Here is a 21054-nt window from a genome sequence, read left to right as displayed (position 1 = left end):
CGGCTTCTATACGAGGCGTCCGCCAGTGATTACCCTCGGTGACCCGTATGTCCGGTTCACGTCGGCCGCGGTGTTCTTCCCGCGCGGTTCCGAGACGTTGTCGTACGTCAGTGCCTGGCCCCACACCGTCCACAGCACCCACGGTGTCCGGGACAGCGTCCGGGGCTGGTCGGCGTTGAGCGGTACATGGAAGGACTCGGCCACGATGCGCGGCCTGCGGTACTCCTCCAGGCCGCGGTACCAGACCTCGGTCCAGGCGCCCTCGCCGAAGGGCTTGGCCGGGGTGTCGCTGTAGTCGTCGACTCCGACGACGTCGACGTGATCGCCGCCCGGGTAGTACGGCTGGGGGTCGCGGCCGTAGGGGCCGTCCCAGGAGTTGGGCGCCCAGACGAAGATCAGATTGTGCAGGCCGCGACGGTTCACGAGGTAGTCGTACGTCAGTCGCCACAGCCTGTGGAACGCGGCCGGGTCCTGTCCCGCCCACCAGAAACCGTGGCCCGGCGCGGTGTTCATCTCGTGGTACGGCCGCAGCAGCACCGGCACCCCGCGGCCGGCGAGGTAGCCGAGGTGGTCCGCGAGGAAGGCCAGGTCGTGCAGCAGGGCCTGGTGTTCTGTGGTGCCCTCGGTGACCACCCGGCCGAACCAGCCGCGGTCCTTCGCGCCGGGGGAGTTCCGGTGCAGGGTCTGCGCGTAGCCCTTGACCGGGCTGCCGGGGTAGGGCTGGTGGAAGGAGAAGCCGACCATGCCCGCGGGTGCGCCCCCGTTGTGCGGGAGGGAGACCTCGGTGCCGGTCGCGCACTCCGTGTGCGTGCCGGAGGGGCGGTACGAGCCGTCGGCCGCCCGGGGCAGCCCCGCCCACACCCCGACGGCGAGGTCCACGGCGTCCTCGATGTACCCCCAGTAGGGGCGGCAGGCCGGCCAGGCCTTGGAGTACGAGCGGGCCGTGCCCACCGCCCAGCCCGGTTGCCCGTAACCGGGCCCGAGGTCCAACTCCACGAAGCCGGGCAGCTTCCCGGTGATGTCCCGGGCCTTGCGGTAGTAGTAGCCGGGCTGCTTGGGGCCCCGGTAATCGCCGTACGCCTTGTTGTACCGCTCGTTGTGCAGCTCCACGTGCTGGCCGATCACCGTGCGGGACGGGTGGCCGCGGCGCGCGTCGTTCTCCAGGCCGGCCAGCATCGCGTAGACCCGGCGGGCCGCGGGGGTCGCCGCGGGGTCCCGCTCGTGCAGGTCGGTGGGGACGAGCCGGGGCGCCTGCGCGCTGTGCTCGGACCAGGCCCACACCCCCAGCGGAGCCAGCAGTGCCGCCCCTGCCGCGGCCCCTATGACTCTGACCCGCCCTCGCATGTCCAAGGCGCTACGCCGGTTCCACGATGAGCCACGCGACGGTCGAGGTGTCACCGGTGACTCCCTTGACGCTGAAGGACTTGCCCGCCGTGCGGCCCGCAACGTAGGCGACACCGGCCGGGGTGCCGCCGGGGGCCTGCACGGTGAGGAAGACGCGGCTCGTGGCGGTGACGGCGGTGGTCGCCACCTCGACCGCTGTGGCGCCGTTCAGGGTGAGCGTCCCCATTTTGGCGTCCGTGCCCTCTTTGATGCGGAGGCCCTTTCCGGCCATGCCTGCCACGATGTCCGAATCACCGCTGCCGATCCGGGCCGCGCCGAGCCGCCCCCAGCTGGTGTCACGCCCCGCGGAACCGCCCGGGCCGAAGCTCTGGGTGCCGTCGATGCCGAGGGCGAATCGGTTCACGGAGTCGCCCGTGACCTGGGACTGGAAGGCACGCGAGGAGGTGTCGGCGCCGGTGACCGCGTATCCCTGCCCGGCGCTCTGTGTCTGGACCAGGTTCAGGCCGGGGCTGGCGGAGGCGTTGACCGTGGCGCCCGGGGTCGTGAGGGTGACGCGACCCGAGGCGCGGCTCACGCTGATCGGTGTGTCGAGAGTGGTGCCGTTGTCCGCGTACCGGACCAGGGCGAAGTCGGAGCCCTGGTTGGAGCCCGATTCCGTGCCGGCCGTGGCCCGCAGCGCCCAGCGGACGTTCGCCCCGCGGCTGCGGAACTCCACGTCACGGACCGTCCCCGCGGCCCCGGACACCATGTGCACGTCGGACTTGTCCCACACGATGCCCGAGTCGGTGTGCGTGCCCGCGGTGACACCGCTGTGCCGTACGACGACCGCGCCGACGTCGTTGAAGGGGCCTGCCGTGCCGACGTATTCGCCTCCGACGACCGACACACAGCTCGCGGAGTTCAGGGCGGAGGTGGTGATCCCGTACGACGGCGAGTAGGAGCCGGTGTTGTCGTCGTCGCGGCCGGTGGAGGTGGAGCAGCCGGTGAGTACGACGCCCTCGGCGGCGGTGCCGGTGACGCGGAAGCCCGCCGAGCCCGTGGCCGCCTCTCGGCCGTCCCGCTTGGCGAGGCAGCCCAGCAACTGGAGGAAGCGGCCGCCGGCCGACGTGGAGAGGTGGAAACCGTCCTCGCCGTTACGGTCGGTGTTGCAGCCGACCATGACCATCGAGTAGTTGATGCCGGTGACGTGGTAACCATGGGTGTCGTTCCACTCGGCGCGGCAGTCGACCATGGTCACGGCGTTGGGGTTGAGGATGTCGTAGCCGTTCCTGCCATTGCCCTGCGAGTAGCACTGGAACAGGTCGGCGTCGACCAGACCGCCGCCGGTGCCCTGCGAGTCGCCCCAGGTGAAGCCATGGCCGTCGTTGCCGACGCAGTGCACCTGGTTGAGCTGGAAGGCGGCGGCGTTCTGGGCGTTCACCCCGTCACCGGTGAAGCGCCACACCGTCACCTTGTCCATGCCGACGTCCTTGACGCCGGGGGTGACGCGGATGCCGTCGATGCCTGTGCCCGCCGCGTTCTGCGCCTTGATCGCCTGGTCGTCGTAGCACCCCCGCAGGGCCAGGCCGTACAGCCGGGGCCCGCCCCGGTAGGCGGACTTGTAGTACGAGTCCTGCACCGGGGCCGGGTCGATGACGATCAGCGCCTCACCCTCGAAGACACCGCCGTAGGCAGGGCGTATGAAGGAGTCCGCCATGAACGTGCGGTCCGGGAAGTGGGGGTTCCAGTCGCCGCGCAACGTCACACCCAGGGAGAGCCTGAGCGGCGAGGCGATCCGGTACCGGCCCGGCGGGAGGTAGACGGTGCCGCCCTGGCCCGCCGCGTCGATGGCCCGTTGGATCGCGGGCTGGTCGTCGGCGGAGTTGTCGCCGAGGGCGCCGTACGCCGGATCCCGCACGTTCAGCCAGCCTGCCCCGGTGTCCGCGGCGGCTGCCTCGCCCGCGGTGGCGACTGTGGCGGCGAGGGCGGTGCCGCCGAGGCCCGCGGCGGTGGTGAGCAGGTGGCGTCTGGACGGGTGGTACGCGGCCATGGACAGGTCCCCCCAAGGACTGCTGATCAGCGCGTGATCGGAAAGGGGGAGGCTCTCACACGGCCGCGGACCGTGTCATTCGCTCGCAGCCGTGGAAGCCTGCACCTCACCGCGGCGGTGGATCTGGCGGAAGGTGAACTCGGCCAGGTTGTCGCCGATGCTGAAGACCGCGGTGTCCTTCTCCGTGACGTTCTTGCCGCTGGCGAAGCCTGCGATGGTGAAGTAGGCGTAGCGGCCGTAGGAGTTCGAGGTCGTTCGGCAGATCGCCGAGTTGCAGAAGGCCTTGACCGCGCCGCCGGACAGCGACTTGACGATGTCCTTCTTGGTGTTGACCTGGCTCTTCGCCTTCGCCGCCTGGGTCTGGGTGTCGAAGACGGCCACGCCGACCGTCACCGAGACGCCGTCCTTGGTGTAGCTGACCCGCATGAACTGGGTGCAGCTGTTGGCCTTCAGGATCTTTCCGAGGCTGGGCTGGACCGTGTCGCCGGCGGCGCAGTTCTTCGTGTCGGCCGTCGTCCCCTTCTTGTACACGGTCGAACCCATGGTCAGCTGGGTGCCCGGGAAGAGGATCTGCGCGCTGAGCGGGGCCGTGTCCTTGGCCTTGCTGGCGATGAAGTCCCTCGGGTCCAGCGGCGGCGGGGCGCTGGTCGGCGCGAACGACGGCGTGGTCCCGGTCGCGCTCGGGATGTCGGCGGTCGCCGGCAGCGACGAGGTCGGCTTGTTCGCCTGATCGTCGCCGTTCGCCGACACGACGGCCATCGCCACGGCGGTGCCTATCGCGACCGTGGCGGCCGCGCCGCCGATGATGAAGAACAGCCGACGGCGCCTGTTGCGGATCTCGGACGCCTCGGCGAGCGCGGCCCAGTCCGGGGTCTGCTCGCCCCCGTCGCTGCCCCACGGCTGCTGCGACTGCGGTTTCCAGGGATCCCACTGGGACGGGGGTCCCCCCTGCTGCCCAAAGCTCATGGGGCGCATCTTAGACGGGGGACGGGAGGTGCTGTGGGGCCTGTGGACACTGGCCCGGGGACCTTTCCGGCAGGGGTGTACATCTCGGTACCCGAGGTGCTGTGACGCTTGCCGCGACGGACTCGTTTTGACCCGTCCGGGGCCGCACGGGTAACCTTGCGGTTTGTTATGCGTATCGGCTTGGTCGTTCTCACGCGAGAGGCCCTTACGTAGGTTCCCTGGAGCAGTTACCAGTGGGCGGCATACGGGCATCGTTCCCGGCACTGTCGTCCCCAGCTGCACGATCGCTTCAGTGATGCCATGTGTCAGCACCCATCCACTGAAGAAGAAGGCTGCGAAGTGCGTACGTACAGCCCCAAGCCCGGCGATGTGACTCGCCAGTGGCACGTCATTGACGCTCAGGACATCGTCCTGGGCCGTCTGGCTACCACCGCTGCGAACCTCCTCCGTGGCAAGCACAAGCCGACCTATGCCCCGCACATGGACATGGGCGACTTCGTCATCATCATCAACGCCGACAAGGTTCACCTGTCCGGCAACAAGAAGACCCAGAAGCTGGCGTACCGCCACTCCGGCTACCCGGGTGGTCTGCGCTCCGTCCGCTACGACGAGCTGCTGGCGAAGAACCCCGAGAAGGCCGTCGAGAAGGCCATCAAGGGCATGATCCCCAAGAACTCCCTGGGCCGTCAGATGATCAGCAAGCTGAAGGTCTACTCGGGCGACCAGCACCCGCACGCTGCGCAGCAGCCGGTGCCGTTCGAGATCACCCAGGTCGCGCAGTAGTTCCGGCCACCCCCTAAGACAGAAAAGAATCTGAGGAGCATCGTGGCCGAGACCACTGTTGAGCAGCCGGTCGAAGAGACCGAGACCGAGCTCGTCGACATCGACAGCTACACCACCGAGTCCGAGGTCCCCGTCGAGGGCGAGTACACCTCGGAGTCCATGGCGTCCCGCTTCGGCGACCCGCAGCCGGCCGCCGGCCTGGGCCGTCGCAAGAACGCCATCGCCCGCGTCCGGATCGTCCCGGGCACCGGCAAGTGGAAGATCAACGGTCGCACCCTTGAGGACTACTTCCCCAACAAGGTGCACCAGCAGGAAGTCAACGAGCCCTTCAAGGTGCTCGAGCTCGAGGGCCGCTACGACATCATCGCCCGCATCGCGGGTGGCGGTGTCTCCGGTCAGGCCGGTGCGCTCCGTCTCGGTGTCGCCCGCGCGCTGAACGAGGCCGACGTGGACAACAACCGCGGCGCCCTCAAGAAGGCCGGCTTCCTCCGCCGCGACGACCGTGCGGTCGAGCGCAAGAAGGCCGGTCTCAAGAAGGCCCGCAAGGCCCCGCAGTACAGCAAGCGTTAATCTTCGCTGCCTGTTCTGCTTCGTACCTGCTCGTTCCTGCGAGTCAGCAGTACGTACGTTCGCCCCGGCGGCACGCCACAGTGCCGCCGGGGCGTTCGTTTATCACAGCCTTAGGCGTATAACGGCACAAGGCGCTCAAAGGCTTATGTGATCGGATGATCTCCGTAACTGACGCTTCCTCAGGAGGACAAGTGGGACGACTCTTCGGCACGGACGGCGTGCGCGGCGTCGCAAACGCGGATCTGACGGCCGAGATGGCACTCGGTCTGTCGGTCGCGGCGGCGCACGTGCTGGCCGAGGCGGGTACGTTCCAGGGCCACCGCCCGACGGCGGTGGTCGGGCGGGACCCGCGCGCGTCCGGGGAGTTCCTGGAGGCCGCCGTGGTGGCGGGCCTCGCGAGCGCCGGCGTGGACGTGCTGAAGGTCGGTGTGCTGCCCACGCCCGCCGTGGCGTATCTCACGGGTGTGCTCGGCGCCGACCTCGGCGTCATGCTCTCCGCCAGCCACAACGCCATGCCCGACAACGGCATCAAGTTCCTCGCGCGCGGCGGGCACAAGCTCGACGACGAGCTGGAGGAGCGCATCGAGGCCGTCTACGAGGAGCACAAGGGCGGTGAGCCCTGGGAGCGGCCGACCGGCGGCGGTGTCGGCCGGGTCCGCGAGTACACCGAGGGCTTCGACAAGTACGTGGCCCATCTGATCGCCGTACTGCCGAACCGGCTCGACGGGCTGAAGATCGTCCTCGACGAGGCGCACGGCGCTGCCGCCTGGGTGTCACCGGAGGCGTTCTCGCGGGCCGGCGCCGAGGTGATCACCATCGGTGCCCAGCCGGACGGGCTCAACATCAACGACGGTTGCGGCTCCACGCATCTCGGACTGCTGAAGGCCGCCGTCGTCGAGCACGGGGCGAACTTCGGCATCGCGCACGACGGGGACGCGGACCGGTGCCTCGCCGTCGACCACACCGGTGAGGAAGTGGACGGCGACCAGATCATGGCCGTGCTCGCGCTGGCGATGAGGGACCGGTCGGCGCTGCGGTCCGACACCGTCGTCGCGACGGTCATGTCGAACCTGGGGTTCAAACTGGCGCTGGAACGGGAGGGGCTCCGGCTCGTCCAGACCGCCGTGGGGGACCGGTATGTGCTCGAGGAGATGAAGGAGCACGGGTACGCCCTCGGGGGCGAGCAGTCCGGGCACGTCATCATCCTGGATCACGCCACGACCGGCGACGGCACGCTGACCGGGCTGATGCTGGCGGCTCGCGTCGCGGAGAGCGGGCGGTCGCTCAAGGAGCTGGCTTCCGTGATGGAGCGGCTGCCGCAGGTGCTGATCAATGTGCCCGATGTGGACCGGTCGAAGGTGTCGACGTCCGGGGAGCTGGCGGCGGCGGTGGCCGAGGCCGAGCGTGAACTCGGGGCGACGGGGCGGGTGTTGTTGCGGCCGTCGGGTACCGAGCCGTTGGTTCGGGTGATGGTCGAGGCGGCTGATATCGATCAGGCGAGATCTGTTGCCGGGCGGCTTGCCGATGCGGTGAAGTCGGCGCTGGGCTGAACTGGCGGGTAGGGGCAGGGGGTTCTGTGCCTTGCGGGCCGCGGGTCCGTCGTGGCTTGTCGCGCCCACGCGGCGGAGCCGCATATCGGACAGAGCCCCGCGCCCCTAACTACGTTTCCAGAGCCACTTCTGGAAAAGCAGCGTAAGAGTGCCTGCCAGAACGATGCCCAGCAGGTTCAGCAGGAGTTGGTTCGTGGAGCCGACCGTCTGACCCATGTCGCCGTAGGCCAGGGCCACCGCCGCGTTGGCCGCCGCCGGGACCGTGGTGACCGAGATGGCCACTCCCACCAGGGCCCCCGACTTCGCCGAGGTCAGGCTGAGGGTGCCGGCGATTCCCGCCAGGACCGCCACCACGAACGAGAAGGCGTCGGGGGCGTAGACGAAGGCGGTGTTGGGGCGGTCGCCCTCCAGGTCGGACTTGTGGAAGAGGTCCGCGGCGTCCATGAACCAGGTGAAGCCGACCGTCACCGCCATCGCCACCGCGAAGCCCACCAGCAGGGCGATCAGCGAGCGCACCGCCAGGCGCGGGTGACGCTGGACGATCGCCGTGCTGAGGGCGGCCAGGGGGCCGAACTCCGGGCCCACCGCCATCGCGCCCACGATCAGGATCGCGTTGTCCAGCACCACACCGCAGGCAGCGATCATCGTGGCCAGTGTGAGGAAGGCGAGGTAGGTGATGGAGAGCGTCGACTCCTCGTGCGTCGCGTCGGTCAGGTGCTCCCAGATGACCGCGTCGACGCCTTCGCCGGGTGCGTCGTCCTCGGCCTTGTCCGCGCGCTCGGAGAGCGACAGGTCGATGTTCTCGACGGCGATGGAGCCGGACTTGTCGAGGTCCAACTCCCGCAGGGCGCCGATGAGTTCGTCGCCCGCCTCGCGGGCCACGTCGCACATCACGACGTCGCCGGCGGGGTTGCGGGCGGCGCCCGGCATCACGACGAGGTGCGTGGCGCCGACCGTGTTCTCGATCAGGCGGACCACGTCGTCGGTTTTCTCGGCCGGGGCGATCAGGCGCAGGTGCAGCATGGCGCCTATCTAACAGGCCTTCGTCACGTGGTCACAGCTTGCGGAGGCTGAGCTTGCGCACCTTGTGGTCCTGGCCCTTGCGGATGACGAGGGTGGCGCGGCCGCGGGTGGGGGCGATGTTCTCCACCAGGTTGGGCTTGTTGATGGTGCGCCAGAGGGTGCGGGCGTAGTCGACCGCCTCCTCTTCCGAGACCTGGGTGTACTTCCTGAAGTACGAGTCGGGGTTCTGGAAGGCGGTCCGGCGGAGCTTCTTGAACCGGCTGAGATACCAGCGCTCGATGTCCTCGGCGCTCGCGTCGACGTACACGCTGAAGTCGAAGTAGTCGGCGAGACCGACACGGGTGCGGCCGTCCGTGCCGGGGAGGGCGGGCTGCAGGACGTTGAGGCCCTCGACGATCAGGATGTCGGGGCGGCGGACGGTGAGCCGCTGGTCCGGGACGATGTCGTAGATCAGGTGGGAGTAGACGGGGGCGGTGACCTCGTCCTTGCCCGCCTTGATGTCGGCGACGAAACGGGTCAGCGCGCGGCGGTCGTACGACTCCGGGAAGCCCTTGCGCGACATGAGCCCGCGGGCCTCCAGCTCGCGGGTGGGGAGCAGGAAGCCGTCGGTCGTGACCAGCTCGACGCGGGGGTGCTCGGGCCAGCGGGAGAGCAGGGCCTGGAGGAGGCGGGCGACGGTCGACTTCCCGACGGCGACCGATCCCGCGACGCCTATGACGAACGGGGTGCCCGACTGGGAGCCCTGTTCGCCCAGGAAGGTGTTCAGGGCGCCTCGGAGGCCGTCCGTGGCGCCGACGTAGAGGTTGAGGAGCCGGGACAGCGGGAGGTAGATGTCCCGCACCTCGTCGAGGTCGATGACGTCACCGAGGCCGCGCAACTTCTCGACCTCTTCGGCGTTCAGCGGGAGCGGCGTCTTCTCGCGCAGCGCGCTCCACTCGGCGCGGGTGAGGTCGACGTAAGGAGTCGCCTCCGGCTTGTGCCGGTGGGCGCTCCGGGGCATCGGGGAGACCGGAGAGATCACAGTCCATTGTTAACGGAGTTTGAACGGGGTGGGGGGTGGGGTGGGTCACGTCGGGCCCCGGCCGCCCTTGGCGGGGTGGTCAGGTGAAGTCCGCGTAGGCGAGGTGGGTCGCGCAGGCCCGGCAGCGGAAGAGGTACGCGGTGGGCTGGTCGTCCTTGTCGAGCGAGCCGAGGAAGTCCTCGACCTCGTCCGCCGGCCAGGCCCACTCGGCGCATCGCCGGCGGAGGTCGTCGACGGCGTCCGGGTACCTTTCGAGTTCCTTCGCCCCGGCGAGGCCGAGGAACTCGGCGCCGTCGCCGCAGTGCGTGAGCCACGTCGGGGACTGCCATGCGAGGAACCCCGGGGTGTGCCTGAGGACGGCCGTCACGACGTCTTTCTGTACGTCCCCCTCGATGGCCTCGGCGAAGGTGGCGTCGTAGCGCTCGGCGGCCTTGCCGAACGCGATGCAGTACGGGCAGATGCCGCTGTCCGGGCCGCCGACGGAGCGGACAGGGCCGGTGTACACCCAGCCGCGTTCCTGTCCGCAGCACACGCAGGGGACGTCGGAGGTGGTGACGGAGCCGGTGGCGACGGGGTTCGGGTGGTACGGGAACCGGGGGAGGGCCGGGCGTCGGCGGGGCTCCGGCTGCGGGGAGATCAGCAACTGGATCGCGCTTCCGGTGAGAGCGGCGGGCGCGAGCACGATCGCCTCCGCGCGGAGGCTCTCCGGGAGGTGTCTCCGGTCGGCCTCGCTCGTGAGGATCACCGGGCAGTCGAGCGGTAGGACGGCGGCACCGGTGCGGCGGGCGAGTTCGGCCACGCGGTCCAGGATCTGCCCGGGAGAGAAGCGGTTGAAGGTGAGGCCGAGGGCGTCGCCGTAGACCTCGGACCCGCCGTCCTCGGCTTCGAGATCCCAGGAGTCCGGGAGACCGGTCGGCGGCATGCCGCCGACGGTGACGGGGCCTAGGACGTCGCGTATCGCGGGCTCGTCCATGGGGGCGGGGTGTCCGTCGGCGAAACGGCAGAGGTACAGGCTGTAACTCATGTGGTTCCTTTGAATGCGGCCGGCCCGCCGGAGCCGGTGTGGCCTGACTTCGGCGGGGCCTGAAAGGCCTGTGGGTCAGGAGCGGCGAAGACCTCTCACCTGGACCAGAAATCCGTACGCGCGCCCGTCCGGTTCTTCGAATCAGCGATGCTCTTTTCGAAGAGATCGAGGACGGCATTCCGCAACTCCGCGCCGGTTTCCCAGTCCACGAACGCCCCGTCCCCGATGAAGGGATCTACGTGCGCCTCCGCGCCAGGCTGCTGGTGCGAGCCGCCGGTGAGGTCGTTCCGCCTTTTGCTGGCCCTCGGGCGTAGGTCGGGCAGGTTGAATTCTGCTTCGGCCATGGGTCTCTCGCTCTGGGGGCGCACGCTCAGCGTGCGCCCCCCTGACCGGTGTCTCCATCTATGGAGACGGTTAGGTCAGGTTCTGCTGACACTCCTTGAGTACGAACTCTCCGAAGCTGTCCGCGATCTTTTCCATGAGCCCGCCGTCGAGGACACCCGGGTTCCACGCAAACACGGGATACTCGCCGTCCTCGTCTGGCTGGGACGTGTCGAGTACGGCAAACAGCCACACGTCGTCGAGCATGACCACCATCAGTTCCTGAGGCATGCCGACCTCGGCCCGGGCGTCGAGGGTCTCGGCCACGGATCCCAGAAGCACGTCTCCGGCGGCTTCGGTCTGGTAAATGCCTAGAAATTCACTGGACGACACGTCCCACGAGCCGAACTCCTCGATCAGAAGCCGGTACGAGGGCGGGAACGTGAGTCCGAGCTCCCGCTCGGCTCGGGCGATGATCTCTGGGGAACAGCCCCGGCCGTGCTGTGCGGTGTCCTCGTTGGCGCGCACCAGGTCGATGACCTGCCGACTCGCTTCCATCCCCGTCATCCGCCGAAGCCCTTCGCTCGGTTTTCCCAGTAGCGTTCCCGCCACTTTTTGAAGGCCGGGCGGTCGATCCCGCTGGGAATCTTCGTCCCGGATTTCCAATGGATGATCTTACTGTTCGCCGAGTGGAACGAACCGGTCACTTCGGCGATCGGACCTTCCTGTGTCTGCAACATGTGGTGAAGCTGCATCTGTTTGTCGTCGGCAGCATACGGCGGCCTGCCCTTCTTCATCAGTTCCAGGTTGCTCAGTCCGTCCTTCTGCTTGGGCGACGTGTAATTGGGGTCGATCAGATCGTCCCGCTGGTAGACACGCTGACCTTCGAAGTCGGTGAGCTTCCAGAACTTGCACGGCAGCCCGTTCGGTGCCGCCGCGGCCAGCGCCCTGGTCATCCGGGCGACACCATCGAAGGCCCGGCAGGCCTCCGCGACGTCGTCCTCGAACGCGGCCACAGTACGGCTGATGTTGGCGACGGCGCCGGGGTCCATGTCCAGCGCCCGCAGCGCCTTGAAGGCGTCGGCGATGCCTACCCCGGTGCGCAGTGAGGCGTCGAGGGCACGGATGCCCTCGACCACGGCCTGGGTGATCTTGCCGCCGAAGAGGAAGGCCGCGACGTCGAAGGCGGCCCAGCCGCACCCGCCGAGGCTTCCGCTCGCGCCGCCCGGGGCCACCTTCTCGGCGCAGTCGATCCAGTGCCCGACCAGGATGTCCACCGGGTCGATGCCCGAGTTGAACTCGGTCATTGAGAGGGTCTTGGTGACCCTCTCCGTTTGGGGATCGACCGGCTGCGTTCCGAGGAACAGGGTCTCCCAGTCCGGGCATCCGGCCTGCGTGGCGGGCAGGTCGAGAGCCGTGCAGAGGTAGACGTCGATCTCGACCTTGTACGTGATGGTGGCCGTGACCGTGCAGTCCCCAAAGTGGATGATGACGTTGCAGTTGTCCCTCTTGACGTCCTTCGGGTCACCGATCGCCTCGATGCGGTCGACGTAGAAGACGTTGCCGATGCCACCGGCTGACGTGCCCTTCTGGATGCTGCTGTTCTTGTCCGCCGTCTCGGTGCGGGAGGCGGCCTCCTGGGCCTCCTTCGCGTACTTGTCGGCGTCCTTCGCCGCCTCCTCCGCCTCCGTCGCCGCCGCGTCCGCGCGGTCGGCCGCCGCTCGGGCGTCCTTCGCCGCCTGTTCGGCCTCTGCCGCTGCCGCGTGGGCCGCTTCCGCGTCGAGGGCGGCCTGGTCGGCCGCCGCGCGGGCGGAGGTGGCGTAGCCCTCGGCGCGGCCGGCTGCCGCGTCGGCGGCGGCCGCGTCCACGGTGGCCTGGCGGTCGTACTCGACCGTGCGGGCCAGCGACTGCGTGGCCTTGGCTGCGGTACTCGCCGCGTCGGCCGCGTAGCCCAGGGCCTCCTTGGCGTAACCGCGGGCGTCCCTGGCGTAACCGGCGGCGTTGGCAGCGTGCTGGTAGGCGGCCTTGGTGTCGTCCTTCGCCTGGTCGGCGAGGGATTTGGCCGCGTCGGCCTCCGCCTGGGCGTTCTTGGCGTGGGCGTCGGCGACGGCCTTCTGCTGCTCGGCGATCGACTTCGACGCCTGCCCTGTCAGGACGACGAGGCTCGCGGCGGAGTCGGTGTCCACATAGGGGGAACCGAGCTGGATCGCGTCATTGGCCGGGTTGGCGACCTGCGCGGCCGCCTTCCCCGCGTCCACGGCCGCCTGCGCGGTGACGTGGGCGAAGCCCACGGCCTTCGCCGAGGCGGCCATGGCTTTGGCGACCTCGGCCCGCGCCGCGTTCGCCTGGGACTTGGCGGTCCTCGCATGGGCTTCGGCCTCGGCAGCGAGCTGGACCGCCGTCTTCGCTTCGGAGGCGGCGTGCTGGGCGGCGGCGATCGACTCCGCCACGGCGGCGGTCGCGGTCCGCACTGCGGCGTCGGCCTTCAGCTTGGCGGCCTGGGCGGCGTCCGAGTTCGCGCGAGCCCGCTCGGCGGCGGCCTCGGCACGGGTGGCGGCCGCGTCCGCCTCGGCCGCTGCCCGGGTGGCCGCGTCGGCTTCGGAGCGGGCCCGGCCGGCCGCCGCCTCGGCGTCGCTCGCGTGCCGGTCGGCCTCGTCGGCGGCGGCGCGCGCCGCGGTCGCCGCGTCGCCGGCGTCCAGCGACTGGGCGTAGGCCTCCTTGGCGTCGGCCTTGGCGCGCTGGGCGTCGGCCTTCTGCTCGGCCTCCCATGCGTCGTCGCGTTTGGCCTTGGCGTTGTCTCGGGCTGTGACGGCGTCGTTCTTGCGTGCGATTGCCGTCTGCTCGGCGGCTTCGGCCTTCTCCTTGGCGGTCTGAGCGTTGGCCGCCTCCGTTTGCGCGTTCTGCTTGTGCTGGTTGGCCTCGGCCTGCTTGGCCGCGGCCTTCTCCTTCTCCGCCTTGGCCGTCTTCTCTTCGGCCTCCGCGGCCAGCCGCTTGGCGTGGGCGTCGGCGGCGGCCGCCTTGGCGTCGCCCTCGGCCTTGAGGGTCTCGGCGAGCTTGGCCTCCGCCGTCTCCTTGTCCTTCTTGGCGTTGTCTCGGTGGAGTCTGGCCGCGTCTGCCGCGGCCTTCGCCTGCGCCTCGGCCACCGCGGCGGCGGCCTTGCGGAACTCGGCCTTCGACTGCGCCGCCTGTGCCAGCGCCCGCTGGGTAATCGTCTTGCTGTCCCCGGCGGAGGCCCGGGTGGCCGCCTCGGCGGTCTCAGCGGCCTTCGCCAGGGCCTCCAGTCCGGCCACGGCCCCCTTCGTGACCTGGGCCTTCTGCTGACCCGCCAGCAGTCCTCGGCCGCGCGGGGCACCGCCCGCGTCCGCGATCCGGTAGGCGGCCTGCTCTGCGGTGTCACTCGCGGTGGCGGCCTTCTTCGCCGCGGCCAACTGTGCCTTGATGGCGTCGAGTTGTTTCTTTGCCTGGGTCTGCGCCGCGGTGATGCCCGCCTTGGCCTTGTCGAACTGGGCCTTGTCCGGGTAGCTCAGGCTGTCCGTGCCGTTGTGGCCCTTGGGGACGATCCGGAACTTCTGCGGATTGGTGCCGTTGCACGTCCACAGCCACGAATCCTGGCTGTTGTCGAAGGTGTGCAGGTCCAGGCACTTGCCGGTGACGACGTTGCGGAGCTCGTCTGCCGCGCGGACGTCGAAGTTCCACTGCTGGGCCTTACTGCCGTTGCAGGTCCAGATCTGGATCTTCGTGCCGTTGGCGGGGTTGCTGCTCTGGACGTCGAGGCACTTCTGGGAGTTGACGTTGACCAGGGCGTAGGCGTCACCCGACGCTTCCCACTGCCACTGCTGTCCCGCGGTGTTGTTGCAGGTGTACAGCTGAACGGGGGTGCCGTCGGTCTTCTTCGCACCGGCCACGTCGAGGCACTTGCCCTGAGCCGCCTCGACCTGGATGACCGCCGGGGAGTCACCGATCCAGCCGAGGCCACCGGGGGACCAGTAGTCCTGCCAGCGGGCCAGGTGATCGGCGATCCACGACTGGCCGAGCAGATCGGCCATCGACTCGGCGCCCTTGGTCAGCGCTGTCGTGGCGTCGCGGTTGGCGGTGAGGATCTGGTTGCGCTGGGTGGCCTGGGAGGCGATCTCCTGCTGCCACTCCCCCGCGGCGGTGTCCTCCACCTGGCGAAGCGTCTTGTTCGGGTCGATCGGGTCCCGCCACCCGCAGGACGCGAAGCGGGTCTTCATGTCCTCGACGGCGATGCGGTACTCGACAGTGCCCGGCTGAGGGGCGGTACGAGGGAAGCCGCCGGAGGCCAGGAAGAGCCGGGCGTCGTCGGCGCCCTTGCCGTGGAAGGTGTCGAACAGTGCCTCGAACGCCCGCTGTTCGTCATATTGCCGAGCCCGCTCCTCACCAGGGAGGGAGGGGTCGTAGGGCTTCTCGCCGTAGAGCGGAGTACCCAGGTCCTTGAGGGCTTTGACGGTCAGATCGTCGGCCTCGGGGGTCGGGTCGTAGAAGTTGAACTCTTCGTTCCAGTCGGGGCCGCCGGCCCACTTGCCCAGGCCGGTCTGGTCGTAGAAGTCCTCGCCGTCGTGGACGCCGGGCACCCACTGGAACTCGGTGTCGCTGAACCCGCCCGGGGTCTCCAGACCGTCGAGGGGCTTCTCCCAGGCGTTCCTTTTCGCGTAGAGGCGTTCCCAGTTGGCCTTCCAGGCGCTCTCGTCCTTCTCGTGGGCCTGACGCAGGGGCCCGTCGAACGCGCCGTCCATGCTGGCGAGTTCGCGCAGCTTCTGCGGCGTCTGGTTCAGGGCGTCCTGGGCCAAGCCGTACATGCCCGGTCCGCCCAGGCGCACGGCGTCGGCCATCAGGCACTGGTCGAACCGCAGCTGTTCGTCGGTCGTGGTCTCGAACCAGTCGTCCGGCCTGTCACTGGAACTGGTCGAGGTATCACCCGCGAAGAGTCCCGCGAGCTCGGGCCGCACGGCGAGTGTGGCCAGCACCGCGACCGCGGGCAGGAGAAGTACGACACGGGCGAAGAGCCCTTGCCTTCCCGACGTGGGTGTCAGGAAGGCGGGTGGTCTGGAACGCAAGAGCGCATCCCTTTCGTCGCAAGGAACCGACCGGGAGCCTGCCGATGGCGGCTCAGGGGCGTGGAGACTGGCGAGTTGGCCTGGCCCAGGCGTCAGGGACGCCTGGGCCAGGCGGGCGTGGGACACGCGGATTGCAGGTACTGCGGCACAGAAGGTCCCTCCCCCGTAGCGACACCGTTCCCCTGGTCGCTGACTGACGTGCACGCACTCCCGGAGTGGTCATGATCCGGTCAAGCGCGGGTCACTCTAGGCAGGGTCCCTTCGGTGTGTGCAAGGGCTTTCCGCTGCCTGGCGTAAAGCCACCCCAAGTCTGGAGCGGTCATGCGGAGGGTGCGAACCCCGTGCGCGCAAGGGAATGATGTGTCCTTTCTGTGGCGAGTTGGTGAGGGCTTTAGGGGCAGAGTGGATCGAGTTGGCTCGATTCAGCCCCTGCCGCGATATCCGGAATCGGGCACGAAGTGCCGTGTTTCGACGTCCGATGACCCCTAGGCTGCCGCGCATGTGCGGAATCGTGGGATACGTGGGGTCGCAGTCGGCGCTCGATGTCGTGATGGCCGGGCTGAAGCGACTGGAGTACCGGGGGTACGACTCGGCAGGCGTCGCCGTGCTGGCGGACGGCGGGCTGGCGGCGGCGAAGAAGGCCGGGAAGCTGGTCAATCTGGAGAAGGAGCTGGTGGACCGGCCGTTGCCGACGGGGCTCACCGGTATCGGGCACACGCGGTGGGCCACACACGGCGGGCCGACGGATGCCAACGCGCATCCTCATCTGGACAACGCGGGCCGGGTGTCCGTCGTCCACAACGGCATCATCGAGAACTTCGCCGTGTTGCGGGCCGAGTTGGAGGACCGGGGACACGAGCTGGCCTCCGAGACGGACACCGAGGTGGTCGCGCACCTGCTCGCCGAGGAGTTCTCGGTGACGGCCGACCTCGCGGAGGCGATGCGGCTGGTGTGCCGGCGCCTGGAGGGGGCGTTCACGCTGGTGGCCGTACACGCCGATGAACCGGACGTCGTCGTGGGCGCCCGGCGGAACTCGCCGCTGGTGGTCGGCGTCGGCGAGGGCGAGGCGTTCCTGGCGTCCGATGTGGCGGCCTTCATCACCCACACCCGCTCCGCGATCGAGCTCGGCCAGGACCAGGTCGTCGAACTGCGGCGCGACGGCGTGACGGTGACGGGCTTCGACGGCCGCCCCGCCGACGTCCAGCCGTACCACGTCGACTGGGACGCCTCCGCGGCGGAAAAGGGCGGCTACGACTACTTCATGCTCAAGGAGATCGCCGAGCAGCCGAAGGCGGTCGCCGACACGCTGCTCGGCCGTATCGACGCGGCCGGGTCCCTGACGCTGGACGAGGTCCGGATCTCCGCCGCCGAGCTGCGGGAGGTGGACAAGGTCGTCATCGTGGCGTGCGGTACGGCCTTCCACGCGGGGCTCATCGCCAAGTACGCCATCGAGCACTGGACCCGTATCCCCTGCGAGGTGGAGCTGGCGAGCGAGTTCCGCTACCGGGACCCGATCCTGGGCCCGCGGTCCCTCGTGATCGCGATCTCCCAGTCCGGGGAGACCATGGACACGCTCATGGCGCTACGGCACGCCCGCGAGCAGGGTTCCAAGGTGCTGGCGATCTGCAACACCAACGGGTCGACGATCCCCCGGGAGTCGGACGCGGTGCTGTACACGCACGCGGGGCCCGAGGTCGCCGTGGCCTCGACGAAGGCGTTCATGACGCAGCTCGTGGCGTGTTACCTGGTGGCGCTGTACCTGGGGCAGGTGCGGGGGACCAAGTGGGGCGACGAGATCTCCGCCGTCGTCCGGGACCTGTCGCACATCTCCGGTGAGGTCGAGCGCGTGCTGGAGACGATGGAGCCGGTGCGGGCGCTGGCGCGGTCACTGGCCGGCAAGAAGACCGTGCTGTTCCTCGGGCGCCATGTCGGATATCCGGTCGCCCTGGAGGGCGCGCTGAAGCTCAAGGAACTCGCCTACATGCACGCCGAGGGTTTCGCGGCGGGGGAGCTGAAGCACGGGCCGATCGCGCTGATCGAGGAGGACCTGCCGGTCGTGGTGGTCGTGCCCTCGCCCCGGGGGCGGTCGGTGCTTCACGACAAGATCGTGTCCAACATCCAGGAGATCCGGGCCCGGGGTGCGCGCACGATCGTCATCGCGGAGGAGGGGGACGAGGCGGTGGTGCCGTACGCCGATCACCTGATCCGGATTCCGGCCACGCCGACCCTGCTGCAGCCGCTGGTGGCGACCGTGCCGCTGCAGGTCTTCGCCTGTGAGCTGGCCACGGCCCGGGGCAACGACGTGGACCAGCCGAGGAACCTGGCGAAGTCGGTCACCGTGGAGTAGTCACTGTGGAGCAGTCGGCTGCCCGGTCCGGTAGAGGTTGCGGGCGGCGTGGAGCAGCCAGAACTCCAGCGCGAACCCGGCGAGCGCGGCGATGCCGATCCCGGGTTCGTGGATCCCGTTGACGAGGAGGGTGACGAGGAGCACGGGCCACAGCGTGGCCAGCGCGGTCACGAAGACGAAGTGGCCCGTCACCCGCCCGGCCGTTCTCCGGCCTTCGGCCCGCTTGGACTCGTCCGCCGGGGTCCGCGGGGCGGGGGCCGTCCGTTCACGCGGCTGAGGGATCTCCCCTGCCGGGCGGGCCGGAAGGGGCACGACCGCGGCGGCCGGAACAGCCTTGTCCAGTACGGCGATCCGCTCGGCCGTGACATCCCCGTACAGGGTCGGCTCCACGTCCACGCGGAAACCGTCGAGGCCGGTCAGGCACCGGGCCCCGTCGGGGCGGGTGGTCATCGCGGCACAGCCGTCGTACCGCACGGTGACCAGGCCGCCCGGCGTCGACAGCGTCACGCCCGCTTCCCCGATGATCAGCGTGACGTCCTCGTCCTCCAGGGACGGGTGCAGGGTGCCGGAGACCCCGGACGGCGAGAATCGGGGGGCCGGGGTGAGGCCCGCCCAGTCGGCGCCCCGGGTCGGTACCTGGAGCAGCCCGCCGTCCCACGCCTCACGGGCGACCTCGCGCAGATCGGCGACGCCGACCGCCTCGAGCTCGGCCCTGTGCTCCTCAGGAGTCAGGATCCGGTGGCCGGTCAGCAGGCTGAGCGCGTACGACGGCAACAGGGCCGCGCCGAGATCGGGGGCGTCGTAGCGCTTGAGCACCTTCCCGCGCGCGGAGTTCAGTTCGGCCTGCTCGATACGGCCCGCGCGCAGCCGGGCGAAGACGTCGACGAAGCCGCCGACCGCGGCGTCCTGCTTCTGCGGCAGCGCGTCGGCGTACGCGGTCAGGGTGGCGAAGTCGGCGTCACGAGGGGAGTAGTCGGCCTCCGCCGAGTACGAGTAGCCGCCCTTCTGGCGCAGGTCCTGGAAGAGAGCGCGGCCCAGCACCTCGGCGAACACGGCGGCCGCGGTGGAGCGGCGCAGGACGGAGGTGAAGACGAGGTGGCCGTCCTCGCCGCGGAGGTAGGCGGGCGTGACGGGGAGCGCGCTGGACGCGGCCGGGGTGGGGAAACGGCGGCCGGTGGGCAGGGTGAGGTCCAGGCCGTCGGGTATGCGGTCCGCGGTGAGGAACAGCACGGCGTTGTCCCGGGTGAAGCGGGTCTCGGCCCAGTGGCGCACCTGGTCGGGCGTCAGGGTCCGGGTGCCGAGCTCGTCGTAACTGGACAGGCCGTGGCCCTGGGCGCCGTACCGCCACAGCGGCATCTGGGACAGCGCGCCCTTCCCGCGGCTGCCCGCCTCCGTGCGCAGGATCTCCTTCTCCGTCTCCAGACGGTCCATCGGCAGGTCGCGCAGCGCCTCGCAGACGCTGTTGAGGTACGTGACCACCTCGTCCTCGTCGCCGGTGACGTGGAAAAGGGTGTACGTGCTGGCCGTGGCGCCGTTGTAGTGCAGGTCGGACAGGCCCAGGCGGTACAGGGCGAGGTGCTCGACGAGGTGGGTGATGCCGGAGGTGGGCAGGGTCTCGTCGGCGTGGCCCACCCGGAAGACGAGACCGGCGGTGATCTCGCCGGGGCGCGGGGCGAAGAGGGTGGGGATGCCGTGGACGGTGGTGTGGCCGACGATGCCGTCGAGAACGTGGAGGGTGTCGAGGGCGGTCGCGGAAGTGTCGTGGGTGGTCATGGGCGTCTCCTCCCTCAGAGTGTCGCCAGCGCGGCGGTGCGCTGCTGCGTGAACCGGGTCTTCCAGTCGGGCAGGTACCGCCAGAAGGACTCGGAGGCGGTGTCGCCCAGGGCGGTGAAGTGCCGGGCGGCGTCCTCGAGATGGCCGCCGAGGGAGAAGGCCAGGGCGAAGGTGCTGTGGGTGCCGGCCCAGTGCCAGTCGCGGCGGTGGTCGGGGTGCAGGACGGACGCGCGGGCGGCGCGGCGCAGTTCGTCGCGGACCGATACGTTCCGCAGGTACTCCGCGGCCTGGGCGCCTTCCAGCTCGGTGCACTGCTCGATGTGGGCCTCGGCGACCAGGACGCCGGCGTGCGAGCCGTCCGGCGCGGCGCTCGCGCACTGCTGGGCGAAGCCGTGCGCTGCCTCCCACGAACCGCCCCACTTGGGGCACAGCTGCTGCAGCAGGTGCGACTGCGCGCGGACGTGGTCCGGGTGGTGCTCCGCGAGCCGGTCGTAGCGCCGCCGGGCCTCGGACTGCCCCAGCACCAGCCCGCGGGCGGTCGCCAGTCGGGCGGTCCACGCCGGGGCGTACGCCGGATGCTCGGCACACACCTCGATCAGCAGCAGTTCCGCCTTGCGCAGCCAGTCGTGGAACTGCTCGGCCCGGTCCCACGGGACGTCCTCGCCGCGGGCGTGGCCGCGGGCACGCCAGCCGAGGTGGATGTACCGCTCGGCGAGCAGGGTGCGGGGGAGTGGCTCGGTGGGCTGTGCCTTCGCGGCTTTCTCCAGGAACCACTCGGTCCGCTCGACACCGGCGAGGAGCGCTGCCGCGAAGGAGACGTCGACGGTGGAGGGGATCTTCTTGAAGAAGGCCTGCGTGGCTTCCCAGTCGCCGTCCCAGGCGGCGGCGCGGAGCGGGGCGAGTTCGGGCACGGCGTCGAACGGGTCGGTCACCGGTGGTCTGGACCCGCCGACAGTACTTTCGCCCATACGACGGTCCCCCTGGCCTGGTCGATACGCGGTGCTGCGCAGGCTAGCAGGAGGGGTTACGGGGGGTTACTGAGATTCGGGGGCTGTCTTGAGGGCGTCGATGAAGGCGGAGAAGGGGGCGGGCGGGAAGGTGAGGGTGGCGGTGGTGGGGGTCTTGGAGTCGCGGATGGATATGTGGGTGGGGTGGGTTGCGATCTCGACGCAGTTGTTGCCGTCGTCCGGGCCTGAGTAGGACGACTTCCGCCAGTTCTCCATGGGGG

Annotated in this window: 16 protein-coding genes; 4 read left to right on the top strand and 12 right to left on the bottom strand. The window is 69.7% G+C overall.

Translation table 11 applies throughout. From position 1 onward, the window contains the following. Window positions 1-6 precede the first annotated feature (6 nt). From M2157_RS19895 to M2157_RS19885, 3 genes are all read right to left on the bottom strand, one after another. The gene (locus M2157_RS19895; protein WP_280865862.1) at window positions 7-1344 is read right to left on the bottom strand and encodes a glycosyl hydrolase; all 1338 of its coding nucleotides are present in this window, start codon (window positions 1342-1344) and stop codon (window positions 7-9) included. Window positions 1345-1354: 10 nt separating this feature from the next. Continuing rightward, window positions 1355-3373, bottom strand: a complete 2019-nt coding sequence (locus M2157_RS19890) for a glycosyl hydrolase family 28-related protein (protein WP_280863097.1) — start codon at window positions 3371-3373, stop codon at window positions 1355-1357. Between the two features lie 75 nt (window positions 3374-3448). After that, window positions 3449-4339, bottom strand: a complete 891-nt coding sequence (locus M2157_RS19885) for a hypothetical protein (protein WP_280865861.1) — start codon at window positions 4337-4339, stop codon at window positions 3449-3451. A 339-nt stretch (window positions 4340-4678) separates the two neighbouring features. On the opposite strand from M2157_RS19885, the gene rplM reads away from it, so the two are divergent. The 3 genes from rplM to glmM all read left to right on the top strand — a co-directional run bounded on the left by rplM (window position 4679) and on the right by glmM (window position 7242). Further along, window positions 4679-5122, top strand: coding sequence for a 50S ribosomal protein L13 (gene rplM / locus M2157_RS19880; protein WP_057607896.1), 444 nt, complete (start codon window positions 4679-4681; stop codon window positions 5120-5122). A gap of 42 nt (window positions 5123-5164) precedes the next feature. Beyond that, window positions 5165-5692, top strand: coding sequence for a 30S ribosomal protein S9 (gene rpsI, locus M2157_RS19875; protein ID WP_057607895.1), 528 nt, complete (start codon window positions 5165-5167; stop codon window positions 5690-5692). Window positions 5693-5883: 191 nt separating this feature from the next. Next, window positions 5884-7242 (top strand): phosphoglucosamine mutase, encoded by a 1359-nt coding sequence (gene glmM, locus M2157_RS19870; protein ID WP_280865860.1) that lies wholly within the window; start codon window positions 5884-5886, stop codon window positions 7240-7242. A gap of 105 nt (window positions 7243-7347) precedes the next feature. Here glmM and M2157_RS19865 read toward each other — a convergent pair whose 3' ends face one another. The 6 genes from M2157_RS19865 to M2157_RS19840 all read right to left on the bottom strand — a co-directional run bounded on the left by M2157_RS19865 (window position 7348) and on the right by M2157_RS19840 (window position 15481). Then, entirely contained in the window at window positions 7348-8265 is a 918-nt protein-coding gene (locus tag M2157_RS19865) for a DUF389 domain-containing protein (RefSeq protein ID WP_280865859.1), read from the bottom strand. Window positions 8266-8296: 31 nt separating this feature from the next. Then, window positions 8297-9265: a type I pantothenate kinase gene (coaA, locus tag M2157_RS19860; protein ID WP_167363041.1), complete on the bottom strand. Its 969-nt coding sequence runs from the start codon at window positions 9263-9265 to the stop codon at window positions 8297-8299. Window positions 9266-9365: 100 nt separating this feature from the next. Further along, window positions 9366-10310: a CbrC family protein gene (locus tag M2157_RS19855; protein ID WP_280865858.1), complete on the bottom strand. Its 945-nt coding sequence runs from the start codon at window positions 10308-10310 to the stop codon at window positions 9366-9368. 95 nt (window positions 10311-10405) lie between these two features. Then, on the bottom strand, window positions 10406-10654 hold the full coding sequence (locus tag M2157_RS19850) for a hypothetical protein (RefSeq protein ID WP_280863092.1): 249 nt from the start codon (window positions 10652-10654) through the stop codon (window positions 10406-10408). Window positions 10655-10724: 70 nt separating this feature from the next. Continuing rightward, window positions 10725-11159 carry an SMI1/KNR4 family protein gene (locus tag M2157_RS19845; protein WP_280863091.1) on the bottom strand — a complete coding sequence of 145 codons (435 nt, stop codon included), beginning with the start codon at window positions 11157-11159 and terminating at the stop codon, window positions 10725-10727. Window positions 11160-11194: 35 nt separating this feature from the next. Then, the gene (locus M2157_RS19840; RefSeq protein ID WP_280868247.1) at window positions 11195-15481 is read right to left on the bottom strand and encodes an RICIN domain-containing protein; all 4287 of its coding nucleotides are present in this window, start codon (window positions 15479-15481) and stop codon (window positions 11195-11197) included. Between the two features lie 724 nt (window positions 15482-16205). On the opposite strand from M2157_RS19840, the gene glmS reads away from it, so the two are divergent. Continuing rightward, window positions 16206-18053 (top strand): glutamine--fructose-6-phosphate transaminase (isomerizing), encoded by a 1848-nt coding sequence (gene glmS, locus M2157_RS19835; RefSeq protein WP_280865857.1) that lies wholly within the window; start codon window positions 16206-16208, stop codon window positions 18051-18053. Here the strand turns inward: glmS and M2157_RS19830 are convergent, their stop codons facing one another. The 3 genes from M2157_RS19830 to M2157_RS19820 all read right to left on the bottom strand — a co-directional run bounded on the left by M2157_RS19830 (window position 18054) and on the right by M2157_RS19820 (window position 21049). Beyond that, window positions 18054-19826, bottom strand: coding sequence for an insulinase family protein (locus M2157_RS19830; protein ID WP_280865856.1), 1773 nt, complete (start codon window positions 19824-19826; stop codon window positions 18054-18056). Between the two features lie 14 nt (window positions 19827-19840). Then, the gene (locus M2157_RS19825) at window positions 19841-20794 is read right to left on the bottom strand and encodes a hypothetical protein (RefSeq protein WP_280865855.1); all 954 of its coding nucleotides are present in this window, start codon (window positions 20792-20794) and stop codon (window positions 19841-19843) included. Window positions 20795-20860: 66 nt separating this feature from the next. Beyond that, window positions 20861-21049, bottom strand: coding sequence for a DUF397 domain-containing protein (locus M2157_RS19820; protein ID WP_280863086.1), 189 nt, complete (start codon window positions 21047-21049; stop codon window positions 20861-20863). Window positions 21050-21054: the final 5 nt, after the last annotated feature.

The sequence above is a fragment of the Streptomyces sp. SAI-127 genome (assembly GCF_029894425.1).
Classification (GTDB): domain Bacteria; phylum Actinomycetota; class Actinomycetes; order Streptomycetales; family Streptomycetaceae; genus Streptomyces.
The sequence above is the reverse complement of the archived record's forward strand: the minus strand, read 5'-3'. Positions and strand labels throughout refer to the sequence as shown.

Bases quoted from the DNA above. Each gene is read 5' to 3' on its own strand.
- M2157_RS19895 (WP_280865862.1), bottom strand. From the start codon at position 1,344: ATGCGAGGGCGGGTCAGAGTCATAGGGGCCGCGGCAGGGGCGGCACTG.
- M2157_RS19890 (WP_280863097.1), bottom strand. From the start codon at position 3,373: ATGGCCGCGTACCACCCGTCCAGACGCCACCTGCTCACCACCGCCGCG.
- M2157_RS19885 (WP_280865861.1), bottom strand. From the start codon at position 4,339: ATGAGCTTTGGGCAGCAGGGGGGACCCCCGTCCCAGTGGGATCCCTGG.
- M2157_RS19865 (WP_280865859.1), bottom strand. From the start codon at position 8,265: ATGCTGCACCTGCGCCTGATCGCCCCGGCCGAGAAAACCGACGACGTG.
- coaA (WP_167363041.1), bottom strand. From the start codon at position 9,265: ATGCCCCGGAGCGCCCACCGGCACAAGCCGGAGGCGACTCCTTACGTC.
- M2157_RS19855 (WP_280865858.1), bottom strand. From the start codon at position 10,310: ATGAGTTACAGCCTGTACCTCTGCCGTTTCGCCGACGGACACCCCGCC.
- M2157_RS19850 (WP_280863092.1), bottom strand. From the start codon at position 10,654: ATGGCCGAAGCAGAATTCAACCTGCCCGACCTACGCCCGAGGGCCAGC.
- M2157_RS19840 (WP_280868247.1), bottom strand. From the start codon at position 15,481: ATGGCCGACGCCGTGCGCCTGGGCGGACCGGGCATGTACGGCTTGGCC.
- glmS (WP_280865857.1), top strand. From the start codon at position 16,206: ATGTGCGGAATCGTGGGATACGTGGGGTCGCAGTCGGCGCTCGATGTC.
- M2157_RS19830 (WP_280865856.1), bottom strand. From the start codon at position 19,826: ATGACCACCCACGACACTTCCGCGACCGCCCTCGACACCCTCCACGTT.
- M2157_RS19825 (WP_280865855.1), bottom strand. From the start codon at position 20,794: ATGGGCGAAAGTACTGTCGGCGGGTCCAGACCACCGGTGACCGACCCG.
- M2157_RS19820 (WP_280863086.1), bottom strand. From the start codon at position 21,049: ATGGAGAACTGGCGGAAGTCGTCCTACTCAGGCCCGGACGACGGCAAC.